We start from the raw sequence: 24,922 nt of genomic DNA, 5'->3' as shown, positions 1-24,922 counted from the left end.
CTGTGCAATTGACCCATGATCCCGGCTGCGTACGGTCCACGGCCTCTCACGATACGTGGCAACGCGCGGCGGTGCGGCCGGGTCGGGGCAACCCGGCCGTTCCGTTCGGCGGCGGACCGGTCAGTCGGTGGGCTTGAACGTGGCGAACGCCGTCTCCCGCAGCGCGGTGCACTCCGCGCCGTCCCACTCGCTCTCCTTGCAGCTGATCATGATCGAGTAGCCGTGGGTGGCGTCGGCCTTGAACCCGCGGTTGAGCACCCGGACCCGCATGCCCTGCTGGGTACGCACGAACTCCCAGTCCGCGACGGTCGGGTAGCCGTTGAACTCGACCTTCTTTATGCCGATGTGCTTGTAGCCCTTGCTGAGGGCCTTGGTGGTGGCCACGGCCGCCGTCCAGGCAGCTGCCGCGTCGTCCTTCGGGGAGGCGTTGTAGTCGACCTGGACACGCGGGAAGCCGCCGTCGGCGTTGTAGATGCGGCCCGAGTTCCTTCCCGCTATGACGTCGCGCTTGAAGCTCTCGGGCATCGCCATGCTGAAGTGGAACTGCCGGTCGGTGACCTGCTTGAAGCCTGCGGGCACGGCGTCCGGGGCCGGTGCGCCGGTCTCCGGATCGGGCGACGGTTCGGCCGTCGCCTCGCCCTGCCCCTCCTTCTGGCCCTCGTCGTCCTTACCGCTGCCCTTGCCCTTGCCCGAGTCGGTGGCGCTGTCACCACCGGCGGCGGCACCGGCCGACGCGGCCTTGTCGCCGCCGCCGCCCGTGCCACTGCCCTTGTTGTCCTTGTCGCCGTCGCCCAGGGTGAGCGCGAGGACCGTGCCGAGGACGGCGAGCACGACGACACCGGCGATGACCGCCAGGGTGCGACGCGGCACGACGTCCGTGATCGAGGCACGGGCCGGTGCGGCGGACGGGCCTCCGGGGCGGTGCGGCGGTACGGCGGGCCCGGAGGCCGACGCCGTGGCGGTACCCCCCGCGGACGGAACGGACGGCGCCTGCGTGGGCGCCGGAGGAACAGCCGTGCCCGCGGCCGCTGCCGCCGCCGGAGCCTTCGCGTTCCGTACGGACCTCAGCGCACCGCGCAGCCGGTCCCGCGCACTCTCTCCCGGACCGCTCGCGGTCGTGGCCGCGTCACCGGCCGGGGGCGCCGTACCGGTGGAACCGCCCGACGCCGTGCCTGCTGCCGTGCCCGCTGCCGCCGCGGACGCCGCTGCCGCGCCGGACGCCTTCTTGCTTCCGCTCTTCGTGCCGACGATTCCGGGCAGCGCCATGACCTGCGTGGAATCGGCCGGCGGGGGCACCGGACGCTCCGGCTGCTCCGGAGCATTGATCACATCGGTGAGCAGGGCTCGCGCCCCGGCGTCGTCGAGCCGCTGCTCGGGGTCCCTGGCCAGCAGGCCGTAGATGACCTCCTCCAGCGGGCCCGCGTTCTTGGGCGGGTCGAGCGGTTCCGTCATCACCGCCGTGAGCGTGGCGATGGCCGAGCCCTTGTCGTACGGAGGGCAGCCCTCGACGCTCGCGTACAGCAGTCCGCCGAGCGACCACAGGTCGGCGGGCGGGCCGGGCTTGTGCCCGCGGGCACGCTCCGGCGAGATGTACGAGGGAGCACCGACGAGCATGCCCGTCGAGGTGACGGAAGGGTCGCCCTCGACCTGGGCGATGCCGAAGTCGGTGAGCACGACCCGGCCGTCGTCGGAGATCAGCACGTTGGACGGCTTCACATCGCGGTGCAGGATGCCCTCGCGATGCGCCGACCGCAGCACGTCGAGGATGGCCAGACCGACCTCCGCGGCGCGCCTCGGCGTCAGCGTCCCGTCCTCACGGATGGCCTCGGCGAGCGACTTGCCCTCGATGAGCTCCATGACGATCCACGGCCGGTCGTCCTCGTCGACCACGTCGTAGACGGTCACGGCACTGTTGTTGCGAATCCTTGCGATCGCCTTCGCCTCACGCAGGGTGCGCGTGATCAGACGGCGCTTCTCGTCGTCGTCGATGGCCGAGGGGAACCGCAGTTCCTTGACCGCGACCGTGCGGCCCAGCGTCTCGTCGGCAGCACGCCAGACCGTGCCCATGCCGCCCCGGCCGAGCACCGCCCCGAGCCGGTACCGCCCCGCGAGAAGACGTCCGTCCTTGTCCCCTTGGGGCTCCCGTGACTGCTCCGCCTCCGACATGCGTCCCCTCTGCGATCAACCCGCCCTGGCAGAGCGTTCATTGTCCCTCACCCCGGGACCGGCCATGGTGCCGGGTCCTTGGTCAGCCATGATGTGGCCGGAGGAAGGAGCCCCCTGCCATGCCGACACTCAGGGAGATACTCGCCGCCCCGGTGGTGCTGACCCTGCTCGCCCTGGGAACGTCGAGCCTGCCCAGCGAACCACACCTCACGCCCGCATCCTCCTACCTTCCCCGGCTCGTCGTCGAGGGCGACGCCCCCGCGGTGGCCTTTCTGTCCCGTCGCGACTCCCCCGCGCCACGGGACACCTACCGCTCCGCCGGACCCGGAATCCGGCCCGGCGACCGCTTCCGGGCAGGCAGCGTCACGAAGACGTTCGTCGCGACGGTGGTCCTCCAACTCGCCGGGGAAGGCGCGCTGCAGCTGTCGGACACCGTGGACACGCATCTGCCGGGCCTGATACGCGGGCACGGCAACGACGGACGCCGCATCACCCTGCGCGCCCTGCTGACCCACACCAGCGGTCTCTACGACTACACCGAGGCGCTGCCCGCCACCGACCCCGCCGTCACCGGCGCGGCCGGTCCGTCCGCGCAGCCCCTCACACCGGGCAACGCGGTCCGCACCGCCCTGACCCGCCCCCCGGTGTCGGCGCCCGGCACGTACGCGTACTCCAACACCAATTACGTGCTGCTCGGCCTGGTCGTTCAGCGCGTCACCGGGCACCCGTACTCCACCGAGATACAGCGCCGCGTCCTCACCCCCCTGCGGCTGACCGGCACCTCGTTCCCCGGGGCCCGGGGAACCCTCCCCTCCCCGCACTCCCGCGGCTACCACCGCTCCCCCGGTGACGGCACGCTGCGCGATGTCACCCGGGCCGGCCCGCGGACGGCGGGCGCGGCCGGGGAGATGGTCTCCACGCTCGCCGACCTGACCCGCTTCCACGCGGCCCTGCTGGGCGGCCGCCTGCTGCCGCCCGCCCAGCTGGCCACGCTGCTCAACACCCGTACGGCACACGGCGTGTACGCCATGGGCATCTATCCGCAGAAGCTCTCGTGCGGCACCACCGTCTGGGGGCACAACGGGCACATCACCGGAAGCTACGTACGGGCCGCCGCGACGCGCGACGGCCGGCACGTCTTCGTCTTCCGGGCGAACACGGACATGCTGTCCGATCCGGACCTCGAACCTGCCCTGCTGGAGGCCGAGTTCTGCCGGGTCCGGACCGGCGGCCCCGCGTGACCCCGACAAGGGGGTCCTAGATCGGGACGATGTCCGGCGCCCCCAGCCGAGCCGCGTCCGCGGTCAGGTCGTCCGGCTGGCGCTGCGACTCCCGTTCCGCTTCCACCCGCTTGCGGTAGTGCTCCACCTCCCGCTCGACCTGGTCCGTGTCCCAGCCCAGCACCGGCGCCATCAGGTCCGCGCACTCGCGCGCACAGCGGGTGCCCCGGTCGAACGTCTCGATGGAGATCCGGGTGCGCCGCGTCAGTACGTCGTCGAGGTGGCGGGCGCCCTCGTGCGAGGCGGCGTAGACGACCTCGGCCCGCAGGTAGTCCTCGGCGCCGGCCAGCGGTTCCCCCAGCGACGCGTCGTCCGCGACCAGGTCGAGCAGTTCCTCGGCCATCGAGCCGTAGCGGTTGAGCAGGTGTTCCACCCGGGCGACATGGAGGCCGGTCCGGGCGGCGATCCTCGCCCGCGCGTTCCACAGGGCCCGGTAGCCCTCGGCTCCCAGCAGCGGGATGTCCTCCGTGACGCATTCGGCGACCCGCTGGTCCAGCCCGTGCACCGCCTCGTCCACCGCGTCCTTCGCCATCACCCGGTAGGTCGTGTACTTGCCTCCTGCGACGACGACGAGCCCCGGCACCGGGTGCGCCACCGTGTGCTCGCGCGACAGCTTGCTCGTCGCATCGGACTCACCGGCCAGCAGGGGCCGCAGCCCCGCATAGACACCCTGGACGTCGTCCCTGGTCAAAGGGGTGTTCAGGACGGAATTGACGTGTTCGAGCAGATAGTCGATGTCGGCGCTGGACGCGGCCGGGTGCGCCTTGTCCAGGTCCCAGTCGGTGTCCGTCGTGCCGATGATCCAGTGCCGCCCCCACGGGATCACGAACAGCACGGACTTCTCGGTCCGCAGGATCAGCCCGGTCGAGGAGTGGATGCGGTCCTTGGGTACGACCAGATGGATGCCCTTCGACGCCCGGACGTGGAACTGTCCGCGCTCACCGATGAGCGCCTGGGTGTCGTCCGTCCACACACCGGTCGCGTTGACCACCTGTTTGGCCCTGACCTCGTACTCCCCGCCGCCCTCGACGTCCTGCACCCGGGCGCCGACCACCCGCTCGCCCTCGCGGAGGAAGCCGATCACCCGCGCCCTGTTCGCCACGTGCGACCCGTAGCCCGCGGCGGTGCGCACGAGCGTCGCCACGAAGCGGGCGTCGTCCATCTGGGCGTCGTAGTACTGCAGGGCGCCGACGAGAGCGTCCTTCTTCAGGGCGGGCGCGACCCGCAGGGCACGACGGCGCGAGAGATGCCGGTGCACGGGCAGGCCCCTGCCGTGCCCGGAGGACACCGACATCGCGTCGTAGAGCGCGACGCCCGAGCCGGCGTACAGCCGCTCCCACCCCTTGTGCTGCAACGGATAGAGGAACGGAACGGGCTTCACCAGGTGCGGGGCCAGCCGCTCCAGGAGCAGACCGCGCTCCTTCAGCGCCTCCCGTACGAGCGCGAAGTCCAGCATCTCCAGATAACGCAGCCCGCCGTGGATCAGCTTGCTCGACCTGCTGGAGGTCCCGGACGCCCAGTCGCGCGCTTCGACGAGCCCGGTCGAGAGTCCTCTGGTGGCCGCGTCCAGCACGGTCCCGGCGCCGACCACGCCCGCTCCCACGACCAGTACGTCCAGTTCGCGCTCGGCCATCGCGGCGAGCGCCGCGGTGCGCTCCGCGGGTCCCAGTGTCGCTGTCCTCACTGCTGCCTCCCGGTAGATCGGGGTGGTCCGGCACGGGAGCGGGGACCGGCCGCCAGGCCGGGCACCCGTGCCCACCACTCGATTCTGTCCGCGGTCCACGACTTCAGCCACCGCCTGTGGACAACACCCGGTCGACGAGAGTCACAGAATGCGACATATAGGTCATATTTACGCCTAGTCTGACATTGCGCTGTCCCCAGCAGTTGCACTTTCTGTCTTCTTGGTCTTAGGGAAGGACGGCCCTCGACATGCCCGCCGACCTCGCTGTCATCGGACTCGGTCACCTAGGCCTGCCCCTCGCCCAAGCAGCCGTCGCCGCCGGGATCCACACCGTCGGCTACGACACCGATCCCCGCCCCTACGCCGAACTCTCCGCGGGCCGTACACCGGTCGAGGGATCCCTCAGCGCCTCCGACATCCGGCGGATGCTCTCGGGTGGATTCCGGCCCACCGCCGACCCGGCCGAGCTGGGCCGGGTCCGTACCGCCGCGATCTGCGCCCCCACACCGCTGGGTCCCGACCGCACCCTCGACCTCGGCGCCGTGACCGACGCGGCCCGCGCCCTCGCCGCCCGGCTGCGCCCGCACACCACCGTGCTGCTGGAATCGGCCGTGCCCCCCGGGACCACCGAGAACGTCGTGCGGCCGCTCCTGGAGGAGGGATCGGGCCTGCGCGCCGGACGCGATTTCCACCTGGCACACTCCCCCGGCCGTCTCGACCCCGGCAACCGGACCCATGTCTTCGCCAACACCCCCAAGGTCATCGGCGGCCTCACCCCCGCCTGCACGGAGTCCGCCGCCGCCTTCTACGGACGGCTCACCGACAAGGTCGTCCGGGCCCGCGGGCCGCGCGAGGCCGAGATGACGAAGGTCCTCGAGACCAACTTCCGGCACGTCAACATCGCCCTGGTCAACGAGATGGCGGTGCTCTGCCACGATCTCGGAGTCGACCTCTGGGACGTCATCCGGTGCGCCGAGACGAAGCCCTTCGGCTTCCAGCCGTTCCGCCCCGGCCCCGGCGTCGGCGGCCACGGCGCCCCCGTGGACCCCGGCTACCTCCCGTACAACAGCCGCACCCCGGGCCACCCGCTGCGCATGGTCTCGCTCGCCCAGGAGATCAACGACCGGATGCCGAGTTACGTGATCCAGCGCTGCGCCACCCTGCTGAACGAGCACGGCAAGTCCGTCCGGGGCGCGCGGGTGCTGCTGCTCGGCGTCACGTACAAGCCGGACCTCGCCGACCAGGAGGCCTCCCCCGCCCGGGAGATCGCGACCCGGCTGATGGACATGGGTGCCCAGATCGGCTACCACGACCCGCACGTCCTGGACTGGCGCGTGCGCGAACTGCCTGTTCCGCGCGCCGACTCGCTGTACGAGGCCGCCGCGGGCGCCGATCTGACGGTGCTGCTCCAGCACCACCGCACGTACGACCTCCAGGGCCTCGCCGTGAAGGCCCAACTCCTCCTGGACACCCGGGGAGCCACCCCGGCAGGAGCCGCACACCGGCTCTAGGAAATGGTCCACCGGCCAGTCCCCGCAAAGGATTCCGGTGGGCCATGTCGGTGCGGACTGCTAGCCTGCGGCGTCACATCTCGCACAGTCGTGCGCATCCGTCCCAGGGGGAACAACCATCATGAGCCAGCCCGTGCAGCCGCCGAACCCGCCGCAGCAGCCCTACGGCGGCCAGCCTGCCGACGGCAACCCGTACGCGGCGCAGCAGCAGCCCGGCGCCCCGACCGGCAACCCGTACGCGGGCCAGCAGCCCGGGGCCCCGACCGGCAACCCGTTCGGGGGCCAGCAGCCCGGCCAGTTCGGCGGCGGCGCCCCGTTCGCTCCCGTCGCGCCGCTCCGCAACAACGTCGGCCTCGGCGTGCTGGCCGCCCTCGGCACCGCGATCGTCGCCGCGATCCTCTACGGCGTGATCGCCGGCGCCATCGAGCGCGAGGTCGGTTACGCGGCTGTCGGTGTCGGCTTCCTCGTCGGCTTCGCGGCGAGCAAGGTCGGCGGGTCCAACCCGGGTGTCCTCGTCTCCAGCGCGGCCTTCTCCCTCGGCGGCGTCTTCCTCGGCCAGCTCATCGGGATGTCCGTGGTCCTGGCGGACGCTCTCGGCGTGGGCTTCTCCGAGGTCTTCTTCGAGCACTTCAGCGATGTGCTGGACATCTGGAAGGAGGAGGCCGACTTCATGACGTACCTCTTCCTCGCCCTGGGTCCGGTCGCCGCCTTCGGTGGCGCCAGGAAGGCCGGCTGACCAGCGGCACGGCATACGGGAGGGCCCGGACCACCGAGGTGGTCCGGGCCCTCCCGTATGCGTACCCGAAGGGGCGTCAGCGGCGGTGCTGCGAGTCCGCCACCGTCACCTCGACGCGCTGGAACTCCTTGAGGTCGCTGTAGCCCGTGGTGGCCATCGCCCGGCGCAGCGCGCCGAAGATGTTCATCGAGCCGTCGGGGTTGTGCGAGGGTCCGGTCAGGACCTCCTCCGTCGTGCCGACGGAGCCCAGGTCGACCAGCTTGCCGCGCGGCACGTCCTCGTGGACGGCCTCCATGCCCCAGTGCCGGCCGCGGCCGGGCGCGTCCGTCGCACGGGCCAGCGGGGAGCCCATCATCACGGCGTCCGCACCGCAGGCGATCGCCTTGGGCAGGTCGCCGGACCAGCCGACACCGCCGTCGGCGATCACGTGCACGTACCGGCCGCCGGACTCGTCCATGTAGTCGCGGCGGGCCCCGGCCACGTCGGCGACCGCGGTCGCCATCGGGACCTGGATGCCGAAGACGTTGCGCGTGGTGTGCGCGGCGCCGCCGCCGAAGCCGACGAGGACACCGGCCGCGCCGGTGCGCATCAGGTGCAGGGCCGCGGTGTACGTGGCACAGCCGCCGACGATCACCGGGACGTCCAGCTCGTAGATGAACTGCTTCAGGTTGAGCGGCTCGGCCGCGCCGGAGACGTGCTCGGCGGAGACCGTCGTACCGCGGATGACGAAGATGTCCACGCCCGCGTCGACCACGGCCTTGGAGAACTGCGCGGTGCGCTGCGGCGAGAGCGCCGCAGCGGTGACGACACCGGAGTCGCGCACCTCCTTGATGCGCTGCCCGATCAGCTCCTCCTGGATGGGGGCGGAGTAGATCTCCTGGAGCCGCGGGGTGGCGGTCTCCACGGGCATCTCGGCGATCTCGTCGAGGAGCGGCTGCGGGTCGGCGTGCCGGGTCCACAGCCCCTCGAGGTTGAGGACGCCGAGGCCGCCCAGCTCACCGATGCGGATGGCGGTCTGCGGGGAGACCACCGAGTCCATGGGAGCGGCCAGGAAGGGCAGCTCGAAGCGGTAGGCGTCGATCTGCCAGGCGATCGAGACCTCCTTCGGGTCACGGGTACGACGGCTCGGTACGACAGCGATGTCGTCGAACGCGTATGCACGCCGGCCGCGCTTGCCGCGCCCGATCTCGATCTCAGTCACGATGGTGTGGCCTTTCCTCTACGTCTGCGCTGACCAGTATCCCCGACACACACATGAGGGGCGGTTCCGGGAACCCCGGACCGCCCCTCACCTGCGCTGATGCGTTACTTCCTGCTGTAGTTCGGCGCTTCGACCGTCATCTGGATGTCGTGCGGGTGGCTCTCCTTGAGACCCGCCGAGGTGATCCGTACGAAACGGCCGTTCGCCTGGAGCTCCGGGACCGTCCGGCCGCCGACGTAGAACATCGACTGGCGCAGACCACCGGTGAGCTGGTGGACGACCGCGGACAGCGGGCCGCGGTAGGGGACCTGGCCCTCGATGCCCTCGGGAACCAGCTTCTCGTCGGAGGCGACGCCCTCCTGGAAGTAGCGGTCCTTGGAGTACGAGCGCTGGTCGCCCCGCGTCTGCATCGCGGCGAGTGAACCCATGCCGCGGTACGACTTGAACTGCTTGCCGTTGATGAACATCAGCTCGCCCGGGGACTCCTCGCAGCCCGCGAGCAGCGAGCCCAGCATCACGGTGTCCGCGCCGGCGACCAGGGCCTTGGCGATGTCGCCGGAGTACTGCAGGCCGCCGTCGCCGATGACCGGGACGCCGGCCGCCTTGGCGGCGAGCGAGGCCTCGTAGATCGCGGTGACCTGCGGGACGCCGATACCGGCGACCACACGCGTGGTGCAGATCGAGCCGGGTCCGACGCCGACCTTGATGCCGTCGACTCCCGCGTCGATCAGTGCCTGGGCGCCGTCACGGGTGGCGATGTTGCCGCCGATGACGTCGACCCCGCTCGCGTTCGACTTGATCTTGGCGACCATGTCGCCGACGAGACGGGAGTGGCCGTGCGCGGTGTCCACGACGATGAAGTCGACACCGGCCTCGGCGAGCGCCTGCGCCCGCTCGAAGGCGTCGCCCGCGACACCGACGGCGGCGCCGACGAGCAGCCGGCCCCCCTTGTCCTTCGCGGCGTTCGGGTACTTCTCGGCCTTGACGAAGTCCTTGACGGTGATGAGGCCCTTGAGGACCCCGGCGTCGTCGACCAGCGGAAGCTTCTCGATCTTGTGGCGGCGGAGCAGCTCCATGGCGTCCACGCCGGAGATGCCCACCTTGCCCGTGACCAGCGGCATCGGCGTCATGACCTCGCGCACCTGGCGCGAGCGGTCCGGCTCGAAGGCCATGTCCCGGTTGGTGACGATGCCGAGCAGCCTGCCCGCCGCGTCGGTGACCGGCACGCCGCTGATGCGGAACTTGGCGCACAGGGCGTTGGCCTCGTGCAGTGTCGCGTCCGGGTGCACCGTGATCGGGTCGGTGACCATGCCGGACTCGGAGCGCTTCACCAGGTCGACCTGGTTGGCCTGGTCGGCGATGGAGAGATTGCGGTGCAGAACACCCGCGCCGCCCTGCCGGGCCATGGCGATCGCCATGCGTGCCTCGGTGACCTTGTCCATCGCTGCGGAGAGCAGCGGGATGTTCACCCGCACGTTCTTCGAGATGTGCGAGGAGGTATCGATCTGATCGGGCGCCATGTCGGACGCGCCGGGCAGCAGCAGCACGTCGTCGTATGTCAGCCCGAGCGTCGCGAATTTCTCGGGCACTCCGTCGACGTTTGCAGTCATGACACCTTCCCCAAATGGCCTTGATCGGTGCGGATGTCCATGCTAACGGGCTCGCGGGGTGTCTCATTCCACGATCAAGATCACCTGGCGGTTTCGTGGCTTCGTACAGAACGGCAGGTGCCGTCCCGTCCCGCCTCGACTACTGCCCCGCGAGTGCCCTCAGCCTGCTCAGCGCACGGTGCTGGGCGACCCGCACCGCACCCGGGGACATCCCCAGCATCTGTCCGGTCTCCTCCGCGGTCAGTCCGACCGCGACCCGCAGGACCAGCAGCTCGCGCTGGTTCTCCGGGAGGTTGGCGAGAAGCTTCTTCGCCCAGGCGGCATCGCTGCTGAGCAGCGCACGCTCCTCCGGGCCGAGCGAGTCGTCGGGCCGCTCCGGCATCTCGTCGGAGGGCACGGCCGTCGATCCGGGGTGCCGCATCGCGGCACGCTGGAGGTCGGCGACCTTGTGGCCCGCGATGGCGAAGACGAAGGCTTCGAAGGGTCTGCCGGTGTCCTTGTACCGCGGCAGCGCCATCAGCACTGCGACACACACCTCCTGCGCCAGGTCCTCCACGAAGTGGCGAGCATCACCGGGCAGCCGGTTCAGCCGGGACCTGCAGTACCGCAGGGCGAGGGGGTGGACATGGGCCAGCAGATCGTGAGTGGCCTGTGCGTCGCCGTCGACGGCACGGTGCACCAGAGCACCGATCACCGTCGTCTCGTCGTCGCGCATCGGACCATGGTGCCCTGACGCCTTCCGATCCGCGGCATCGCGTCCTGAGTTGTGCACCGAAGCGTTATGAGCGGGTGCGCCGGATGTCATGTCCTGCGCCCTCCCCTTCCGCTCGACCGAATCGTTCCCGAGGAACTCCACATCTCAAGGATGCGTCATCGGCCGGGAAGCGTCACGCACCGCTGGTGGGGAGGGCCCGGCCGCAGGTCCGCCGCCACCGTCGTCCCGTCCGCGGGTGGGCGGACGGGATCGTCACGGCTACCGGCCGCGCCGCGGCATCAGCGGACCAGACCCCAGCGGAAGCCGAGCGCCACGGCGTGGGCACGGTCCGAGGCGCCGAGCTTCTTGAACAGCCGCCTGGCGTGGGTCTTCACGGTGTCCTCGGAGAGGAACAGCTCACGGCCGATCTCCGCGTTGGAGCGGCCGTGGCTCATGCCTTCGAGCACCTGGATCTCCCGCGCGGTGAGCGTGGGCGCGGCGCCCATCTCGGCGGACCGCAGCCGGCGCGGGGCGAGCCGCCACGTCGGATCGGCCAGCGCCTGGGTCACCGTCGCCCGCAGCTCGGCGCGCGAGGCGTCCTTGTGCAGATAGCCGCGGGCCCCGGCGGCGACCGCGAGAGCCACCCCGTCCAGGTCCTCGGCGACGGTCAGCATGATGATCCTGGCCCCGGGGTCCGCCGAGAGCAGCCGCCGGACCGTCTCCACACCCCCCAGACCGGGCATGCGTACGTCCATCAGAATCAAATCCGAACGGTCGGCTCCCCAGCGGCGGAGGACTTCCTCGCCGTTGGCCGCCGTCGTCACACGCTCGACGCCGGGCACGGTCGCAACCGCGCGACGGAGCGCTTCTCGGGCAAGCGGGGAGTCGTCGCAGACGAGGACGGATGTCATGACCGTCCTCCGCAGCTGATGCGCGTCACCTTGAGCCTCCAGGCTGATACAAGTCGTCACCTGTGCGGTTGACCCCCTCGGACATCTGCCCGAGCTCGTTGTCCGTCAACCGCCTCTGCCTTCCCAACGATGGTCACTCGAAAGAGTTACGGGTCGAAGGAACCGGTTCGGCACTCTAAGTGAGGGGCCGCGCACGGAGGAGAACGGCGCGGGATCATTCACCCGTCAACCGATCCCTCACTCCTCAGCATGCCCCATTTAGCGGGTTTTCTTCCCTTTTGCTGGCGTCTGTGGCTAGATTCGCAATCAGTCATATTTACATCTACTAACACCGTAGATGTACGGTCGGGACTCCGGTCACCGACGATCCATGACGGTCGAGGATGCCGTTTCCGACTCAGCAAGGTTTCGAGGGGACACGCAATGGCAGATTTCTCCCGCCTTCCCGGACCCAACGCAGATCTGTGGGACTGGCAGTTGCTGGCCGCCTGCCGTGGGGTCGACAGCTCACTGTTCTTCCACCCCGAAGGAGAACGCGGGGCGGCACGGAGCGCCCGCGAGACCTCGGCGAAAGAGGTCTGCATGCGCTGCCCGGTCCGCGCCGAGTGCGCGGCGCACGCCCTGGCGGTACGGGAGCCCTACGGCGTATGGGGCGGCCTGACCGAGGACGAGCGCGAGGAGCTCATGGGCCGCGCCCGCAACCGTCTGATCTCGGCCCACTCGGTCGCCACCCAGGGCCCCGGACACACCTGACACCCTCTACGGACCGGTCGGCGCAGAAACGTTTCTTCTCATCTGGCGCACCCCGCCGGACGCGGCGCACTTCGGCAGGCGCCGACCCGCTCAGCACAGGGGCGAGCCCTTTTCAGCGCGCGGCCGCCAGGGACAGCTGATCCAGGGTGGCCGCCACCGCCGGGACCCGGGCCAGGTCGGGCAGGGTCAGCGCGACGATCTCCCGCTCCACGGCGGGCTCCACCATGACGGTGCGGGCCCCCTTGGGGCGTACCGACTCGATCGCGAGCTCCGGCAGGACCGCGACGCCCAGCCCCGCCCCGACCAGGCCGATCACCGCCGGGTAGTCGTCCGTCGCGAAATCGATCCGGGGGGTGAATCCGGACGCCTCGCAGACCTCCACCAGCTGCCGTCGGCAGCGCGGGCAGCCCGCGATCCACGGCTCGTCGGCCAGCTCGCCGATGCCCACCGATTCGGCCCCCGCCAGCCGGTGCCCCTCGGGCACCAGGCCGATCAGCCGGTCCGCGAGCAGCGGGCGGACCACCAGGTCGTCCCACTCACCGCCGGGCACCCCGTAGCGGAACGCCAGCGCGATGTCGCAGTCCCCGTCGCGCAGCATCTCCACCGACCTCGGCGGCTCCGCCTCGACGAGCGAGACGCGGGTGCCGGGGTGCGCGGCGCGCAGGGCCGCGAGGGCGCCCGGCACGAGCGTGGAGCTCCCGCTCGGGAACGAGACGAGCCGGACCCGGCCGGCCCGCAGGCCGGCGATCGCGGCCACCTCCTCCTCCGCCGCGGTCAGGCCCGCGAGGATGCCGGACGCGTGGCGCACCAGCGCCTCACCGGCCTGGGTGAGCCTCATCTCGCGCCCCGTACGGATCAGCAGCGGGGTGCCCGCCGAGGACTCCAGGGCCTTCATCTGCTGGCTGACGGCGGGCTGGGTGCAGCCCAGGTCGCGCGCGGCGGCGGAGAACGAACCGGTGGTGGCCACGGCGCGCAGGACACGGAGATGACGGGCTTCGATCACCCCTCAACCATAAGCGAGTCTTGAGGGATCAGCCGATTTATCATGAACATCTTTGAGGGCCGAGTGGTTAGCGTGTACGCATGAAGCTGCTGACTGTGAATCTGGGACGCCCCAAGGCCTCCGAGCACACCCAGGGCCCCGACGGGCTCACGGGGATCGACAAGCGCCCGGCCGAAGGCCCCGTACAGGTCTGCGACCCCGGCCCCAGGGGCACCGGCGGAAGCGGTCTGGCCGGTGACACGGTCTGCGATCTGCGGTTCCACGGCGGCTCCGACCAGGCGGTGTACGCCTTCGCCCGCGAGGAGCTCGACACCTGGGAGAAGGAGCTGGGCCGCACCCTTCCCAACGGCACGTTCGGCGAGAACCTGACGACCCTCGGCCTGCCGGTGAGCACCGCCAGGATCGGGGAGCGCTGGCGGGTCGGCGGCGAGCTGCTGCTGGAGGTGACCTCGGGCCGCATTCCGTGCCGTACGTTCGCGGGTCACCTGGGCGAGAAGGGCTGGATCGGCCGGTTCACGCGTGAGGCGGCCACCGGCGCGTACCTGCGCGTGATCGAGCCGGGGACGATCCGTGCCGGGGACCCGGTCGCGATCGTGCACCGCCCGGACCACGAGGTCACCGCCGCCCTGCAGTTCCGTGCGGTCACGACCGAACGGGAGCTGCTGCCGCAGCTGTTGGCCGCCGGGGAGGCACTGCACCCGGAGGCGCTGCGCCAGGCGCGGGAGTACGTGGCGAAGCACGGGTCGTGACCATCCCCCGGGCGGATGAACGGCCCGCGGTCACCGGGCACTAACGTGCCGCGTATGACGACTGCACTGATTACGGGCGCGACGGCGGGGATCGGGGCCGCCTTCGCACGGCGGCTCGCGGGTGACGGGCACAATCTGGTGCTGGTGGCGCGTGACACCGAACGGCTGCGGGTCCAGGCCACGGAGCTGCACGACCGGCACGGCATCGAGGCCGAGGTCCTGAGGGCCGACCTGTCCACGGACTCGGGGATCGAGGCGGTCGAGGCGCGCCTGGGAGACCGTCAGAACTCCGTGGACCTGCTGGTCAACAACGCCGGGTTCGGCAACAAGGGCCGCTATCTGGACGTTCCCATGGCGGACGAGCTGACCATGCTGAAGGTGCACTGCGAGGCCGTGCTGCGGCTGACCTCGGCAGCGGCCGCCGGGATGCGGGAGCGCGGGCGCGGCGGGGTGGTCAACGTGGCCTCCGTGGCGGCCTTCCTGCCCCGTGGCACGTACGGGGCGTCGAAGGCATGGGTCGTGCAGTTCACCCAGGGCGCGGCCAAGGACCTCGCGGGGTCCGGGGTGCGGCTGATGGCCCTGTGCCCCGGCTTCGTACGGACGGAGTTCCACGAGCGGGCCGGCATGGGGACGGGCAACATCCCGGACTGGATGTGGCTCGACGCGGACAAGCTGGTCGCGGCGGCCCTGGCCGATCTGGCCCGGGGCAGGACGGTGTCGATTCCCGACCCGCGGTACAAGGCGCTGATGGGCCTGGTGAAGGTGGCGCCCCGGGGGCTGCTGGGCGGGGTGACGTCCCGCGCGGGCCGCACGTACGGCCCCAAGTAGCGGGCAGCCGGGAGAAGTTCCCGGGCCTGTCGACCGCACGACGACCGAGGCCCGGTGCCCCCGCGACGGGGGTACCGGGCCTCGGCGGCGTACTGGGTCGTACTAGTGGGAGTGTCCGTGGCCGTGACCGGCGTCGGACTCTTCCTCGGCCGGCTTCTCGACGACCAGGGTCTCGGTCGTGAGCAGCAGCGACGCGATGGACGCGGCGTTCTCCAGGGCGGAGCGGGTGACCTTGACCGGGTCGATGACGCCGGCCTTCACCAGGTCGCCGTACTCGCCGGTCGCGGCGTTGAAGCCCTGGCCCTTGTCGAGCTCGGCGACCTTCGCGGTGATGACGTAGCCCTCGAGGCCCGCGTTCTCCGCGATCCAGCGCAGCGGCTCGACGGCGGCGCGGCGCACGACCGCGACACCCGTGGCCTCGTCGCCGGTCTTGCCGAGGTTGCCCTCGAGGACCTTGACGGCGTGGACCAGAGCGGAGCCACCACCGGAGACGATGCCCTCCTCGACCGCGGCGCGGGTCGCGGAGATGGCGTCCTCCAGACGGTGCTTCTTCTCCTTGAGCTCCACCTCGGTGGCAGCACCGACACGGATCACGCACACGCCGCCGGCCAGCTTCGCGAGGCGCTCCTGGAGCTTCTCGCGGTCCCAGTCGGAGTCCGTGGACTCGATCTCGGCCTTGATCTGGTTGACGCGGCCCTTGACGTCGGCGGACTCGCCGCCGCCGTCGACGATGGTCGTGTCGTCCTTGGAGACGGTGACGCGGCGGGCGGTGCCCAGCACGTCCAGACCGGCCTGGTCGAGCTTGAGGCCGACCTCCTCGGCGATGACGGTCGCACCGGTGAGGGTGGCGATGTCGCCGAGCATGGCCTTGCGGCGGTCACCGAAGCCCGGGGCCTTCACCGCGACGGCGTTGAAGGTGCCACGGATCTTGTTGACGACGAGGGTGGAGAGCGCCTCGCCCTCGACGTCCTCGGCGATGATCAGCAGCGGCTTGGAGCCACCCGCCTGGATGACCTTCTCCAGCAGGGGGAGCAGGTCCTGGATGGAGCCGATCTTGCCCTGGTGGATCAGGATGTACGGGTCGTCGAGGACGGCCTCCATACGCTCCTGGTCGGTCACCATGTACGGGGACAGGTAGCCCTTGTCGAAGGCCATGCCCTCGGTGAACTCGAGGTCCAGACCGAAGGTGTTGGACTCCTCGACGGTGATGACACCGTCCTTGCCGACCTTGTCCATCGCGTCCGCGATGAGCTCGCCGACCTGTGCGTCCTGCGCGGAGAGCGCGGCGACGGCGGCGATGTCGGACTTGTCGTCGATCGGACGGGCGGTCGCGAGGAGCTCCTCGGACACGGCCTTGACCGCGGCGTCGATGCCCTTCTTCAGGGCTGCCGGGGACGCGCCCGCGGCGACGTTGCGCAGACCCTCGCGGACGAGTGCCTGGGCCAGAACGGTGGCGGTGGTGGTGCCGTCACCGGCCACGTCGTTGGTCTTGGTCGCCACCTCCTTCACCAGCTGGGCACCGAGGTTCTCGTACGGGTCGTCGAGCTCGACCTCGCGCGCGATGGTGACACCGTCGTTGGTGATGGTGGGAGCGCCGAACTTCTTGTCGATGACGACGTTGCGGCCCTTGGGGCCGATCGTCACCTTGACCGTGTCGGCAAGCTTGTTGACGCCGCGCTCAAGGGCGCGACGGGCGTCCTCGTCGAACTTCAGAATCTTCGCCATGGGCTGTACTTCCCTCTCGAACGAACTGCGCCCCTCGCCGCCCGGCTAGGTATTTCGCAGGGGGCCAGGGGCGCAGAACACAAGCAAACGTGGGTGAATTACTTCTCGATGATCGCGAGCACGTCGCGAGCCGAGAGGACGAGGTACTCCTCGCCGTTGTACTTCACCTCGGTGCCGCCGTACTTGCTGTACAGAACGACGTCGCCGGTCTTGACGTCGAGCGGAAGGCGCTCGCCGTTCTCGAAGCGGCCCGGGCCCACGGCCAGGACGACGCCCTCCTGGGGCTTCTCCTTGGCGGTGTCCGGAATGACCAGGCCAGAAGCCGTGGTCTGCTCGGCGTCGAGCGGCTGGACCACAATGCGGTCCTCGAGCGGCTTGATCGCAACCTTGGAGCTGGTGGTCGACACGATCCGGTCTCCCCCTTCGGAGATCTCACGGGGTTTAACAGTCTGTGGGTGGCGACCAGGTCGATCCGTCGTCGCGGGTGCCGGACCTGCCCTGTCGCGCAGTGGTGCTGGCACTCTCCAGTGGGGAGTGCCAGACCTGAGACTATGACCGCGATTAGCACTCGGTCAAGCGGAGTGCCAATTCACCACCCGCGCGTGGCGGGCCGACCGGGCCCCCGGACCGCACGGGGGCCGGTACCGACCGGGATTCCGTACGGGCACCGTACGGACAACGCGGGGGCGCGCCGCGGCGTTCCGTACCTCCCGGACGGCTTGCGCGGAGAGCGGCGGCGGCGCGCACGCGCCGCTCCGGAGGCACGCGCGGGACCGGAACCTCTCAGACGTAGTCCTCCAGCCTGGCCACGGCGTACCCCTTGTCGGTGATCGTCTTCATGACCTGGCGGACCATGTCCGCCATGGACCCCTTCCAGTCCGCGCGGCCGCGGAAGTGGGTGAGGATGATGTCGCCGGGGTGCAGGTCCCGGTCCCACTCCCGCCATTCCATGTGGTCGGGGAAGGCCTCCGCGTTCCACAGGGGCACGGCCCGGACTCCGCAGGACTTGGCGATGCGCAGGGTGTCGCGGTTGTAGTTGCCGTACGGCGGCCGGAAGAGGGTCGGCCGCTTCCCGAAGTACTTCTCGATCTTGTCCTGTTCGCCGCAGATCTCCCGTCGCTGGTCGGCCTTCGAGAGCCCCGGCAGATAGCGGTGGTTCAGCGTGTGGTTGCTGAGGGTGACGCCGCGCGCCTGCATCTCCTTGAAGTAGCCGTAGTTGTCGCTCACCACGTAGTCGCTGAGGAAGGCGCTGTACGGGATCTTCAGCTCCGTCATCATGCGCAGCAGTTCGGGGTCCTTCTCCGCACCGTCGTCCATCGTCAGGAAGACGATCCGTTCCTTGGTGGGAACGGTGGTGAAGACCGGCGGCAGCTCTTCCCCGCCCTCGACCTCGAAACCCTCACGGGTGGTGATGCGCGGCTTCACGGCGGGCGGCGCCGGGGCGGTCAGCGGGACCTTGGCCAGCCCCCACTTCTTCGCGGCGGCCGCGCGGGCGGCCTGCTCCCGCTTCAGCCGCTCGGCACGGGTGTCGGCCGCGGGCGCCGGCCCCGCCTGGGCGCCCGCGCCGGGCTGCCCCGCGACCGGTTTCCCCTGCGCGGCCCCGCCCCCGGACTCCGCCGCGCACCCGGAGGCGACCGCCGCGGCCAGCAGGGCGACCAGAGCGGCACAGACCGTTCTGTGACGCTTTGTGATGTGCTTTTCGTTTTGTCGTACTAGCTGCATGGCGCCGCATCCTGCCAGCCGGTCACGTGCCGCCTCCCGCGACACCTCCACCGGAGCCGCCGCGTCCCCCGGCTGGCTCACAATGGACTCGTGAACGCCGCCCTCTCCCCCGACGATCCCGCCGGTCCCGCCGGTCCCGCAGGCCCCACCGATCCCGCAGGTCCGGATCCCGCAGATCCGCTCGCTGCCTTCGCCGCTCTGCGCAGCCCCGAGGGCACGGCGCTCCTGGACGAACTGCGCGACTACGACCCCGCCGGGGAGCTGGCCACGGCCACCCGGCTGCGCCGCTCCCACCCGGCCGGTCTGGTGTCGGCCGCGCTGGGTCAGGCGCGGCTGCGGCAGCGGGCCGCGGCGAAGTTCGGTGCCGAGGACGCGTACCGGATGTTCTTCACCCCGAACGGAGTGGAACAGGCCACCCGGACCTCCGTCGCCACCTACCGCGCCACGCGGTTCGCCGGCCTCGGCGGCGTGCGGAGCGTCGCCGACCTGTGCTGCGGGATCGGGGGCGACGCGATCGCCCTCGCCCGGGCGGGCATCTCGGTCCTGGCCGTGGACCGCGACCCGCTGACCGCCGAGGTCGCCCGCGCCAACGCCGAGGCGCTCGGCCTCGACGGCCTCATCGAGGTGCGGTGCGCCGACGTCACGGAGATCGACACCTCTCCGTACGACGCGGTCTTCGTCGACCCGGCCCGGCGCGGCGGACGCGGCAGGATCTTCGACCCCGAGGCCTACTCACCGCCGCTCTCCTGGGCGACCGCGGCAGCGCTGAAGGCCCCGCGCGCCGCGCTGAAGATCGCCCCCGGTGTCCCGCACGAGGCGATCGGACCGCAGGCGGAAGCCGAGTGGATCTCGGACGGCGGCGATGTGAAGGAGGCCGTGCTGTGGTTCGGCGAGGGCTTCACCCCGGGTGCCTTCCGGGCCACCCTGCTGCCCTCCCGCGCGACCCTGGTGGCCGCCGCCCCGCTCCCCGCACCGCCCGTCGGCCCCGTCGGCCGCTTTCTGTACGAGCCCGACGGCGCCGTCATCCGCGCCCATCTGGTCGCCGACATCGTGGAGCGGTGCGGTGGCAGGCTGGTCGACGAGACCATCGCGTACGTCACGAGCGATCAGCCGTACGACTCCGACTACACGGCCGCGTACGAGATCACCGACCGGCTGCCCTTCAACATGAAGAAGCTGAAGGCGCTGCTGCGGGAGCGAAAGGTCGGCGTCCTGACCGTCAAGAAGCGCGGATCGGCGGTCGAACCCGAGGAGCTGCGCCGGAAGATGAAGCTCCAGGGGCCGCATTCGGCCACTGTGTTCCTCACCCGGGTGGCCGGCGCCCCGACGATGCTGATCGGGCACCCGGTGAAGCAGCCCTGATCAGTGGCGGGCGCCGCCGTCCACCCGGACCAGCCGCGCGGCCGGCGCCCCGATCAGCACCCGCACCACCCAACGGCGGTGGGCGAACGCCTTGACGAGGCCGATCAGCCCGGTCAGCCAGGCGACGAGCCCGAGCCCCATCAGGAACGCCACCATGCCGTACGTCTCCTGGCCCGCCCTGGCCGTGGCCGGGACGATCACGCAGGTGTACAGGCCGACCGCGCACAGCAGGTACGACGTCAGCATCCAGACGAGTCCGGCCGCCGGCCTGCGCAGCGGCACGTCCCCCACCGGGTCCCGGTCGAGCCCGCCCCATTCCGCCAGGAGCCGGCGCACCCGACGGTCCCTGCGCACACCGAGAACGACGAAGACGGCCGAGGGGACCAGCAGGCAGGCGCCGACGACGATGCAGACGAGGCCCATGAACGCGCTGATGACGTCGTAGGACTCCTCGAAGGTGAGCATCGCGGTGCCGACGAACGACCAGCCGAGCGCGGCAAGTCCCGCCCACAGCAACAGCATTCCGAGCCGGCCGGGCCCGATGTGCATCCTGACGAGCTCGCCGAGGACCAGCGCCCTGTCCCGCAGCAGGGCGTCACGGTCGGGCCAGGAACGCATCTCCACGGGCGGCGGAGGAGGCGGCAGCGGGGAACGGGGTGGCATGAACAAGACACTACCCAGCCGGTGAACGGGCCCGTGACCCGCTCCGCACCGACTCCCGCGGCGGGAAACGGAATCGCGACGGCCGACGCGCAACCGGCCGGACCCGCCCGGCCGTCCCAGGTTCCGGATACAGTACGGCTCGTTTCGAGTCCAACCAGGCCGGCCGGGGGCAGCAGCACGATGAGTCATCAACACCAGGAAAGCGACGGGGTCTTCCAGCCGCTGGACGACAGCGATCCGCGGACCGTGGCCGGCTACCGGCTCACCGCGAAGCTCGGTTCCGGCGGGATGGGCAAGGTCTACCTTTCGTACACGCCGGGCGGACGGCCCGTCGCGATCAAGGTGATCCGGCCGGACTTCAGCGAGGACGCGGAGTTCCGCCGGCGGTTCCAGCAGGAGGTTCAGGCCGCCCAGCGCGTGCAGGGCCTGTACACCGCGCCGGTCATCGACAGTGACACCGACGGCGGACAGCCCTGGCTCGCCACCGCGTACGTGCCCGGCCCGTCCCTCGCGGCGGCCGTCGGCGAGCACGGGCCGCTGCCCGTGCCTGCCGTGCTGCTGCTGGTCGCCGGGATCGCCGAGGCGCTCCACGTCATCCACGGGGCGGGCATCGTCCACCGGGACCTGAAGCCGTCCAATGTGCTCCTCGCCGCGGACGGGCCCCGCGTCATCGACTTCGGCATCGCCCGCGCCGCCGACGCCACCTCGCTGACGGGCAGCGGTGTCACGATCGGGACCCCGGCCTTCATGTCGCCCGAGCAGGCCTCGGGCCGGCAGGTGACCGCGGCGACCGACCTCTTCGCGCTCGGGCTGGTCGCGGCCTACGCGGCCACGGGCTCCCCCGCCTTCGGTGAGGGCGCCTCGCACGGTGTGCTGTACCGGATCGTGCACGAGGAGCCGGAACTGACCTCGGTCCCCGAGCAGTTGAAGGAGCTCGTCACCCGGTGTCTGGCCAAGGCGCCGGAGGACAGGCCGTCGGTCACCGAGGTGATCGAGATGTGCCGTACCGCCAACAGTGAGACGCAGTTGCGCCGTCCGGAGGACTGGCTGCCGCGCGCGGTCGCCGCCGACATCAGCGGCCGGACCGCCGCACCCGCCCCCGACCGGACCCCGCCGCCCCCGACCGTGGCGCCCACCGCCCCGGCAACGGCTCCCGCGCCGCACCCGCCGACCGCCCAGGTGACGCCGCAGCTCCCGACCGTCACGGCGGCCCCGGCGCCCGGCGCGTACGGCTACCCGACGCCCCCGCCGACCGCGGGGCACCAGCAGCAGCCGGTACCGGGATACGGCTACCCCGTCCCCACCCAGCAGCAGCACGCGCAGCAGCCCGGCGGCTACGGCTACCCGACCGGGCCCCACACGTATCCGACGGCGCAGGTGCCGCCCGCCGGACCCGTCCGTCCCAAGAAGCGCACCGGAAAGCTCGTCGCGATCGGGCTGGCCGTCGCGCTGCTCGTCGGCCTCGGCGGTGGCCTCGCCGCCTACAACCTGCTCGACGGCAACGGCAGCGAGGACAAGGGGAAGCAGACCCAGGCGGACGGCAAGGAGAAGGCCCCCGCGGCGAACACCTCGTCGGGCGCCCCGTCCGAGGGCTCCGGGGAACCGTCGGACGACGGCGGGGACGACTCCGCGCCGCTGCCCGACCCCGAGCCGGTCGTCTACAAGGGCATCGACCTCACCGGCGGCTACCACCTCAACTTCGCCGATGCCACGGACAGTCCGCTCGACGGGTCCGACGGCGACTTCGCCTACAGCTCCATCAGCAGCGTGGTCCGCACCAGCGATTCCATGATCCTCTTGAACCCCGGCCAGCAGGGCAGCCTCGACACCTGCCGGTCGGAGACCCGTTACTCCACCGATCTCGACGTGGCCCGGCTCGTGAGGGGCACCCAGATCTGTGTCCGCACCGATACCGGCCACCTCGGACTCGTCGTCGTCCGCGCCCTCCCCTCGGAGACGGCGGCCAGCAACTACATGACGCTGGACGTCACGGTGTGGCGCAACGCCCTGAAGGTAGACGAGTCCTGACCCGGCCCGGAGCCGGTGAGGGGATCAGGTCAGCGGGTACGACGTCCTGCCGGACGCCTCGTCGATCTCGTCGTGTGCCTTGGTGAGCAGCTTCATCGCCAGTTCGTTGAGCGCACGGGCACCCGCGATCTCCTCGCCGACTCTCGGCTGCTCCGCGTCGGAGGGGTGGCGGCTGGCGTAGCCGTGGGCCCGCACCTCGGTGCCGTCGCTGAGACGTACGAGAGCGGCGGCGCGGGTGCGGTGGGTGTCCTCTTCGAATTCCAGCTCGATATGCCACCCGACAGTGGTCTCCATCATGGCGGGTCACCTCCCGAAGTCCCTGCTTCCAGGGTGCGCCCGTTTCCCCGGCCGCGCACGGCGTGCGGCACGTCCGGCCGGAGGGGGCTCAGGCGTCCCGCAGCGCCTGGACATCCAGCTTGCGCATGCCGAGCATCGCCTTCATCACCCGCTCCGCCCGGTCCTTGTCGGGGTCGGCGAGCAACTCCGGCAGGGCGCGCGGGACGATCTGCCAGGACAGCCCGTACTTGTCCTTGAGCCACCCGCACACGCTCTCCTCGCCGCCCTCGGTGAGCCTGTCCCAGAACCGGTCCACCTCCTCCTGCGTCTCGCAGTCGACGGAGAGCGAGACGGCCTCGTTGAAGTGGAACATCGGGCCTCCGTTGAGGCCGATGTACTCCTGGCCCGCGAGCCGGAAGTCGACGGTCATGACCTTGCCCGCCTCCCCCGGTGACGCCTCGGTGTAGTGGGTGATGTCCACGACGGCGGAGTCACCGCCGAAGACCGAGACGTAGAAGTTCGCCGCCTCCTCCGCCTGGTCGTCGAACCACAGACAGGGCTTGATCTTCTGCATGGTCTTCTCCTTGCCGCGTGGAGCCGCTCGGGAACGCTGTGCAAGGTAGACCGCGCCGGCTCCGGAAACTCATCGGGACACGCCCTCCGCCCGTGCCAGCAGCATCGACCGCTCCCGGGCGTTGCGGGTCAGTTCGGCCGCCCGCAGGAAAGCGGCCCGCGCCTCCTCCGTACGCCCCAGCCGCCGCAGCAGATCGCCGCGCACGCTGGGCAGCAGGTGGTACGAGGCGAGCGCCGGGTCCTGCGCGAGCGCGTCGGCCAGGGCCAGTCCGGCCGCCGGTCCCTCGGCCATGGAGACGGCGACCGCACGGTTCAGCTCCACCACCGGGGACGGGGCGACCTTCACCAGATGGCCGTACAGGGTGGCGATGGTCGCCCAGTCCGTGTCCGCGTACCGCACCGCGCGGGCGTGACAGGCGGCGATCGCACCCTGCAGGGCGTACGGCCCCGGGGCGCCGCCCGTGGCGTGCGCCCGCTCCAGGGACGCGAATCCGCGCCGGATCAGCAGCTGGTCCCAGCGGGAGCGGTTCTGGTCGGCGAGCAGGACGGGCGCGCCGTCCGCGCCGGTCCTGGCCCTGGTCCGCGAGGCCTGGAGCTCGAGCAGCGCCGCCAGCCCGTGGACCTCGGGTTCCCGGTCCATCAGCCCGGCCAGCAGCCGGGCCAGGCGCAGCGCGTCCTCGCACAGTGCGGGGCGCAGCCAGTCGTCGCCCGTGGTCGCCGCGTACCCCTCGTTGAAGATCAGGTAGATGACGTCCAGCACGGAGCCGAGACGGGCGGCGCGCTCGGGGCCGTAGGGCACCTCGAAGGGGACGCCCGCCCGGCCCAGGGTCCGCTTCGCGCGGACGATGCGCTGGGCGACGGCCGTCTCGGTGGCCAGGAAGGCGCGGGCGATCTCCTCGGTGCTCAGGCCGCCGAGCAGCCGCAGGGTGAGGGCGATGCGTGCCTCGGTGGACAGGACCGGGTGGCAGGACGTGAAGATCAGCCGGAGCAGGTCGTCGTCGATGCCGTCCGGGTCGGCGGTATCGGGCGCCGGTACGTCCTCCAGGGCCCGCCCGGCCTCCGCGAGCTTGCGCGCGTAGGTCTCCTTGCGGCGTACGAGGTCGATCGCCCGGTGCTTCGCGGTTGCCATGAGCCAGGCGCCGGGCCGGTCGGGGACACCTGTCCGCGGCCACTGCTCCAGCGCGGCGACCAGCGCGTCCTGCGCGAGCTCCTCGGCGATGCCCACGTCCCGCACGATGCGTACGGTTCCGGCGATGATCCGCGCCGACTCGATCCGGTACACGGCCTCGACGGCACTGCTCGCTTCTGTCACGGCCACCCATCAGAGCAGCCGGGGGCGGGGGGGGGCCCGGCCCCCCCCCCCCCCCCCCCCCCCCCCCGCCCCCCGCCCGCCCGCCCCCCCCCCCCCAGCGCCCAGAACCCGGGGAACGGGGGGACCCGCCCCGAA

The 24,922-nt window shown here is 71.2% G+C and carries 22 protein-coding genes; 8 read left to right on the top strand and 14 right to left on the bottom strand.

The features are described from left to right. Nucleotides 1–120 precede the first annotated feature (120 nt). Nucleotides 121–2,166, bottom strand: a complete 2,046-nt coding sequence (locus ACFQ6X_RS15830; protein ID WP_383181725.1) for a serine/threonine-protein kinase — start codon at nucleotides 2,164–2,166, stop codon at nucleotides 121–123. Nucleotides 2,167–2,285: 119 nt separating this feature from the next. Between ACFQ6X_RS15830 and ACFQ6X_RS15825 the strand changes: the two genes are divergently transcribed. Beyond that, nucleotides 2,286–3,407 (top strand): serine hydrolase domain-containing protein, encoded by a 1,122-nt coding sequence (locus tag ACFQ6X_RS15825; protein WP_383181722.1) that lies wholly within the window; start codon nucleotides 2,286–2,288, stop codon nucleotides 3,405–3,407. A gap of 16 nt (nucleotides 3,408–3,423) precedes the next feature. Here ACFQ6X_RS15825 and ACFQ6X_RS15820 read toward each other — a convergent pair whose 3' ends face one another. After that, nucleotides 3,424–5,130 (bottom strand): glycerol-3-phosphate dehydrogenase/oxidase, encoded by a 1,707-nt coding sequence (locus ACFQ6X_RS15820; RefSeq protein WP_383181720.1) that lies wholly within the window; start codon nucleotides 5,128–5,130, stop codon nucleotides 3,424–3,426. A 248-nt stretch (nucleotides 5,131–5,378) separates the two neighbouring features. Between ACFQ6X_RS15820 and ACFQ6X_RS15815 the strand changes: the two genes are divergently transcribed. Both ACFQ6X_RS15815 and ACFQ6X_RS15810 read left to right on the top strand, forming a co-directional pair. Next, nucleotides 5,379–6,641, top strand: a complete 1,263-nt coding sequence (locus tag ACFQ6X_RS15815; protein ID WP_329208220.1) for a nucleotide sugar dehydrogenase — start codon at nucleotides 5,379–5,381, stop codon at nucleotides 6,639–6,641. 121 nt (nucleotides 6,642–6,762) lie between these two features. Beyond that, nucleotides 6,763–7,377 (top strand): hypothetical protein, encoded by a 615-nt coding sequence (locus ACFQ6X_RS15810; protein WP_383181717.1) that lies wholly within the window; start codon nucleotides 6,763–6,765, stop codon nucleotides 7,375–7,377. A gap of 76 nt (nucleotides 7,378–7,453) precedes the next feature. On the opposite strand, the gene ACFQ6X_RS15805 is transcribed toward ACFQ6X_RS15810, so the two are convergent. The 4 genes from ACFQ6X_RS15805 to ACFQ6X_RS15790 form a co-directional block, all read right to left on the bottom strand. Beyond that, nucleotides 7,454–8,578, bottom strand: coding sequence for a GuaB3 family IMP dehydrogenase-related protein (locus ACFQ6X_RS15805; RefSeq protein ID WP_329208224.1), 1,125 nt, complete (start codon nucleotides 8,576–8,578; stop codon nucleotides 7,454–7,456). Nucleotides 8,579–8,682: 104 nt separating this feature from the next. Next, nucleotides 8,683–10,188, bottom strand: a complete 1,506-nt coding sequence (guaB, locus tag ACFQ6X_RS15800) for an IMP dehydrogenase (RefSeq protein ID WP_383181714.1) — start codon at nucleotides 10,186–10,188, stop codon at nucleotides 8,683–8,685. 139 nt (nucleotides 10,189–10,327) lie between these two features. Next, nucleotides 10,328–10,903, bottom strand: a complete 576-nt coding sequence (locus tag ACFQ6X_RS15795) for a sigma-70 family RNA polymerase sigma factor (RefSeq protein ID WP_056796454.1) — start codon at nucleotides 10,901–10,903, stop codon at nucleotides 10,328–10,330. Nucleotides 10,904–11,181: 278 nt separating this feature from the next. Beyond that, nucleotides 11,182–11,793: a response regulator transcription factor gene (locus ACFQ6X_RS15790; RefSeq protein ID WP_003948568.1), complete on the bottom strand. Its 612-nt coding sequence runs from the start codon at nucleotides 11,791–11,793 to the stop codon at nucleotides 11,182–11,184. 423 nt (nucleotides 11,794–12,216) lie between these two features. On the opposite strand from ACFQ6X_RS15790, the gene ACFQ6X_RS15785 reads away from it, so the two are divergent. Beyond that, a complete protein-coding gene (locus tag ACFQ6X_RS15785) occupies nucleotides 12,217–12,546 on the top strand; it encodes a WhiB family transcriptional regulator (RefSeq protein ID WP_329208227.1) in 330 nt (109 codons plus the stop codon). Between the two features lie 112 nt (nucleotides 12,547–12,658). On the opposite strand, the gene ACFQ6X_RS15780 is transcribed toward ACFQ6X_RS15785, so the two are convergent. Continuing rightward, nucleotides 12,659–13,549 (bottom strand): LysR family transcriptional regulator, encoded by an 891-nt coding sequence (locus ACFQ6X_RS15780; protein ID WP_383181709.1) that lies wholly within the window; start codon nucleotides 13,547–13,549, stop codon nucleotides 12,659–12,661. Between the two features lie 80 nt (nucleotides 13,550–13,629). On the opposite strand from ACFQ6X_RS15780, the gene ACFQ6X_RS15775 reads away from it, so the two are divergent. Together ACFQ6X_RS15775 and ACFQ6X_RS15770 are read left to right on the top strand one after the other, a co-directional pair. Further along, the gene (locus ACFQ6X_RS15775; protein ID WP_383181706.1) at nucleotides 13,630–14,298 is read left to right on the top strand and encodes an MOSC domain-containing protein; all 669 of its coding nucleotides are present in this window, start codon (nucleotides 13,630–13,632) and stop codon (nucleotides 14,296–14,298) included. Nucleotides 14,299–14,352: 54 nt separating this feature from the next. Further along, complete coding sequence (locus ACFQ6X_RS15770) at nucleotides 14,353–15,126, top strand: SDR family NAD(P)-dependent oxidoreductase (protein ID WP_383181703.1); 774 nt, start codon at nucleotides 14,353–14,355, stop codon at nucleotides 15,124–15,126. A gap of 102 nt (nucleotides 15,127–15,228) precedes the next feature. Here the strand turns inward: ACFQ6X_RS15770 and groL are convergent, their stop codons facing one another. From groL to ACFQ6X_RS15755, 3 genes are all read right to left on the bottom strand, one after another. Then, nucleotides 15,229–16,851 (bottom strand): chaperonin GroEL, encoded by a 1,623-nt coding sequence (gene groL / locus ACFQ6X_RS15765; protein WP_383181700.1) that lies wholly within the window; start codon nucleotides 16,849–16,851, stop codon nucleotides 15,229–15,231. Between the two features lie 98 nt (nucleotides 16,852–16,949). Further along, a complete protein-coding gene (groES, locus tag ACFQ6X_RS15760) occupies nucleotides 16,950–17,258 on the bottom strand; it encodes a co-chaperone GroES (RefSeq protein WP_028439209.1) in 309 nt (102 codons plus the stop codon). A 376-nt stretch (nucleotides 17,259–17,634) separates the two neighbouring features. Then, a complete protein-coding gene (locus tag ACFQ6X_RS15755; protein ID WP_383181696.1) occupies nucleotides 17,635–18,573 on the bottom strand; it encodes a polysaccharide deacetylase family protein in 939 nt (312 codons plus the stop codon). A 198-nt stretch (nucleotides 18,574–18,771) separates the two neighbouring features. Between ACFQ6X_RS15755 and ACFQ6X_RS15750 the strand changes: the two genes are divergently transcribed. Then, nucleotides 18,772–19,935, top strand: a complete 1,164-nt coding sequence (locus ACFQ6X_RS15750; protein ID WP_383181832.1) for a methyltransferase domain-containing protein — start codon at nucleotides 18,772–18,774, stop codon at nucleotides 19,933–19,935. Here ACFQ6X_RS15750 and ACFQ6X_RS15745 read toward each other — a convergent pair whose 3' ends face one another. Beyond that, a complete protein-coding gene (locus ACFQ6X_RS15745) occupies nucleotides 19,936–20,598 on the bottom strand; it encodes a hypothetical protein (protein ID WP_383181693.1) in 663 nt (220 codons plus the stop codon). Between the two features lie 180 nt (nucleotides 20,599–20,778). Here ACFQ6X_RS15745 and ACFQ6X_RS15740 point away from each other — a divergent pair, with 180 nt between their 5' ends. Beyond that, a complete protein-coding gene (locus ACFQ6X_RS15740) occupies nucleotides 20,779–22,626 on the top strand; it encodes a protein kinase (protein WP_383181690.1) in 1,848 nt (615 codons plus the stop codon). A 24-nt stretch (nucleotides 22,627–22,650) separates the two neighbouring features. Here the strand turns inward: ACFQ6X_RS15740 and ACFQ6X_RS15735 are convergent, their stop codons facing one another. From ACFQ6X_RS15735 to ACFQ6X_RS15725, 3 genes are all read right to left on the bottom strand, one after another. Further along, nucleotides 22,651–22,923 (bottom strand): DUF1876 domain-containing protein, encoded by a 273-nt coding sequence (locus ACFQ6X_RS15735; protein ID WP_329208240.1) that lies wholly within the window; start codon nucleotides 22,921–22,923, stop codon nucleotides 22,651–22,653. 88 nt (nucleotides 22,924–23,011) lie between these two features. After that, a complete protein-coding gene (locus ACFQ6X_RS15730; RefSeq protein ID WP_383181687.1) occupies nucleotides 23,012–23,476 on the bottom strand; it encodes a VOC family protein in 465 nt (154 codons plus the stop codon). A 69-nt stretch (nucleotides 23,477–23,545) separates the two neighbouring features. Beyond that, nucleotides 23,546–24,787 (bottom strand): RNA polymerase sigma factor, encoded by a 1,242-nt coding sequence (locus ACFQ6X_RS15725; protein ID WP_383181684.1) that lies wholly within the window; start codon nucleotides 24,785–24,787, stop codon nucleotides 23,546–23,548. Nucleotides 24,788–24,922: the final 135 nt, after the last annotated feature.

The sequence above is a fragment of the Streptomyces sp. NPDC056452 genome, assembly GCF_042796085.1.
In the GTDB taxonomy this organism is placed as follows: domain Bacteria; phylum Actinomycetota; class Actinomycetes; order Streptomycetales; family Streptomycetaceae; genus Streptomyces.
The sequence above is the reverse complement of the archived record's forward strand: the minus strand, read 5'-3'. Positions and strand labels throughout refer to the sequence as shown.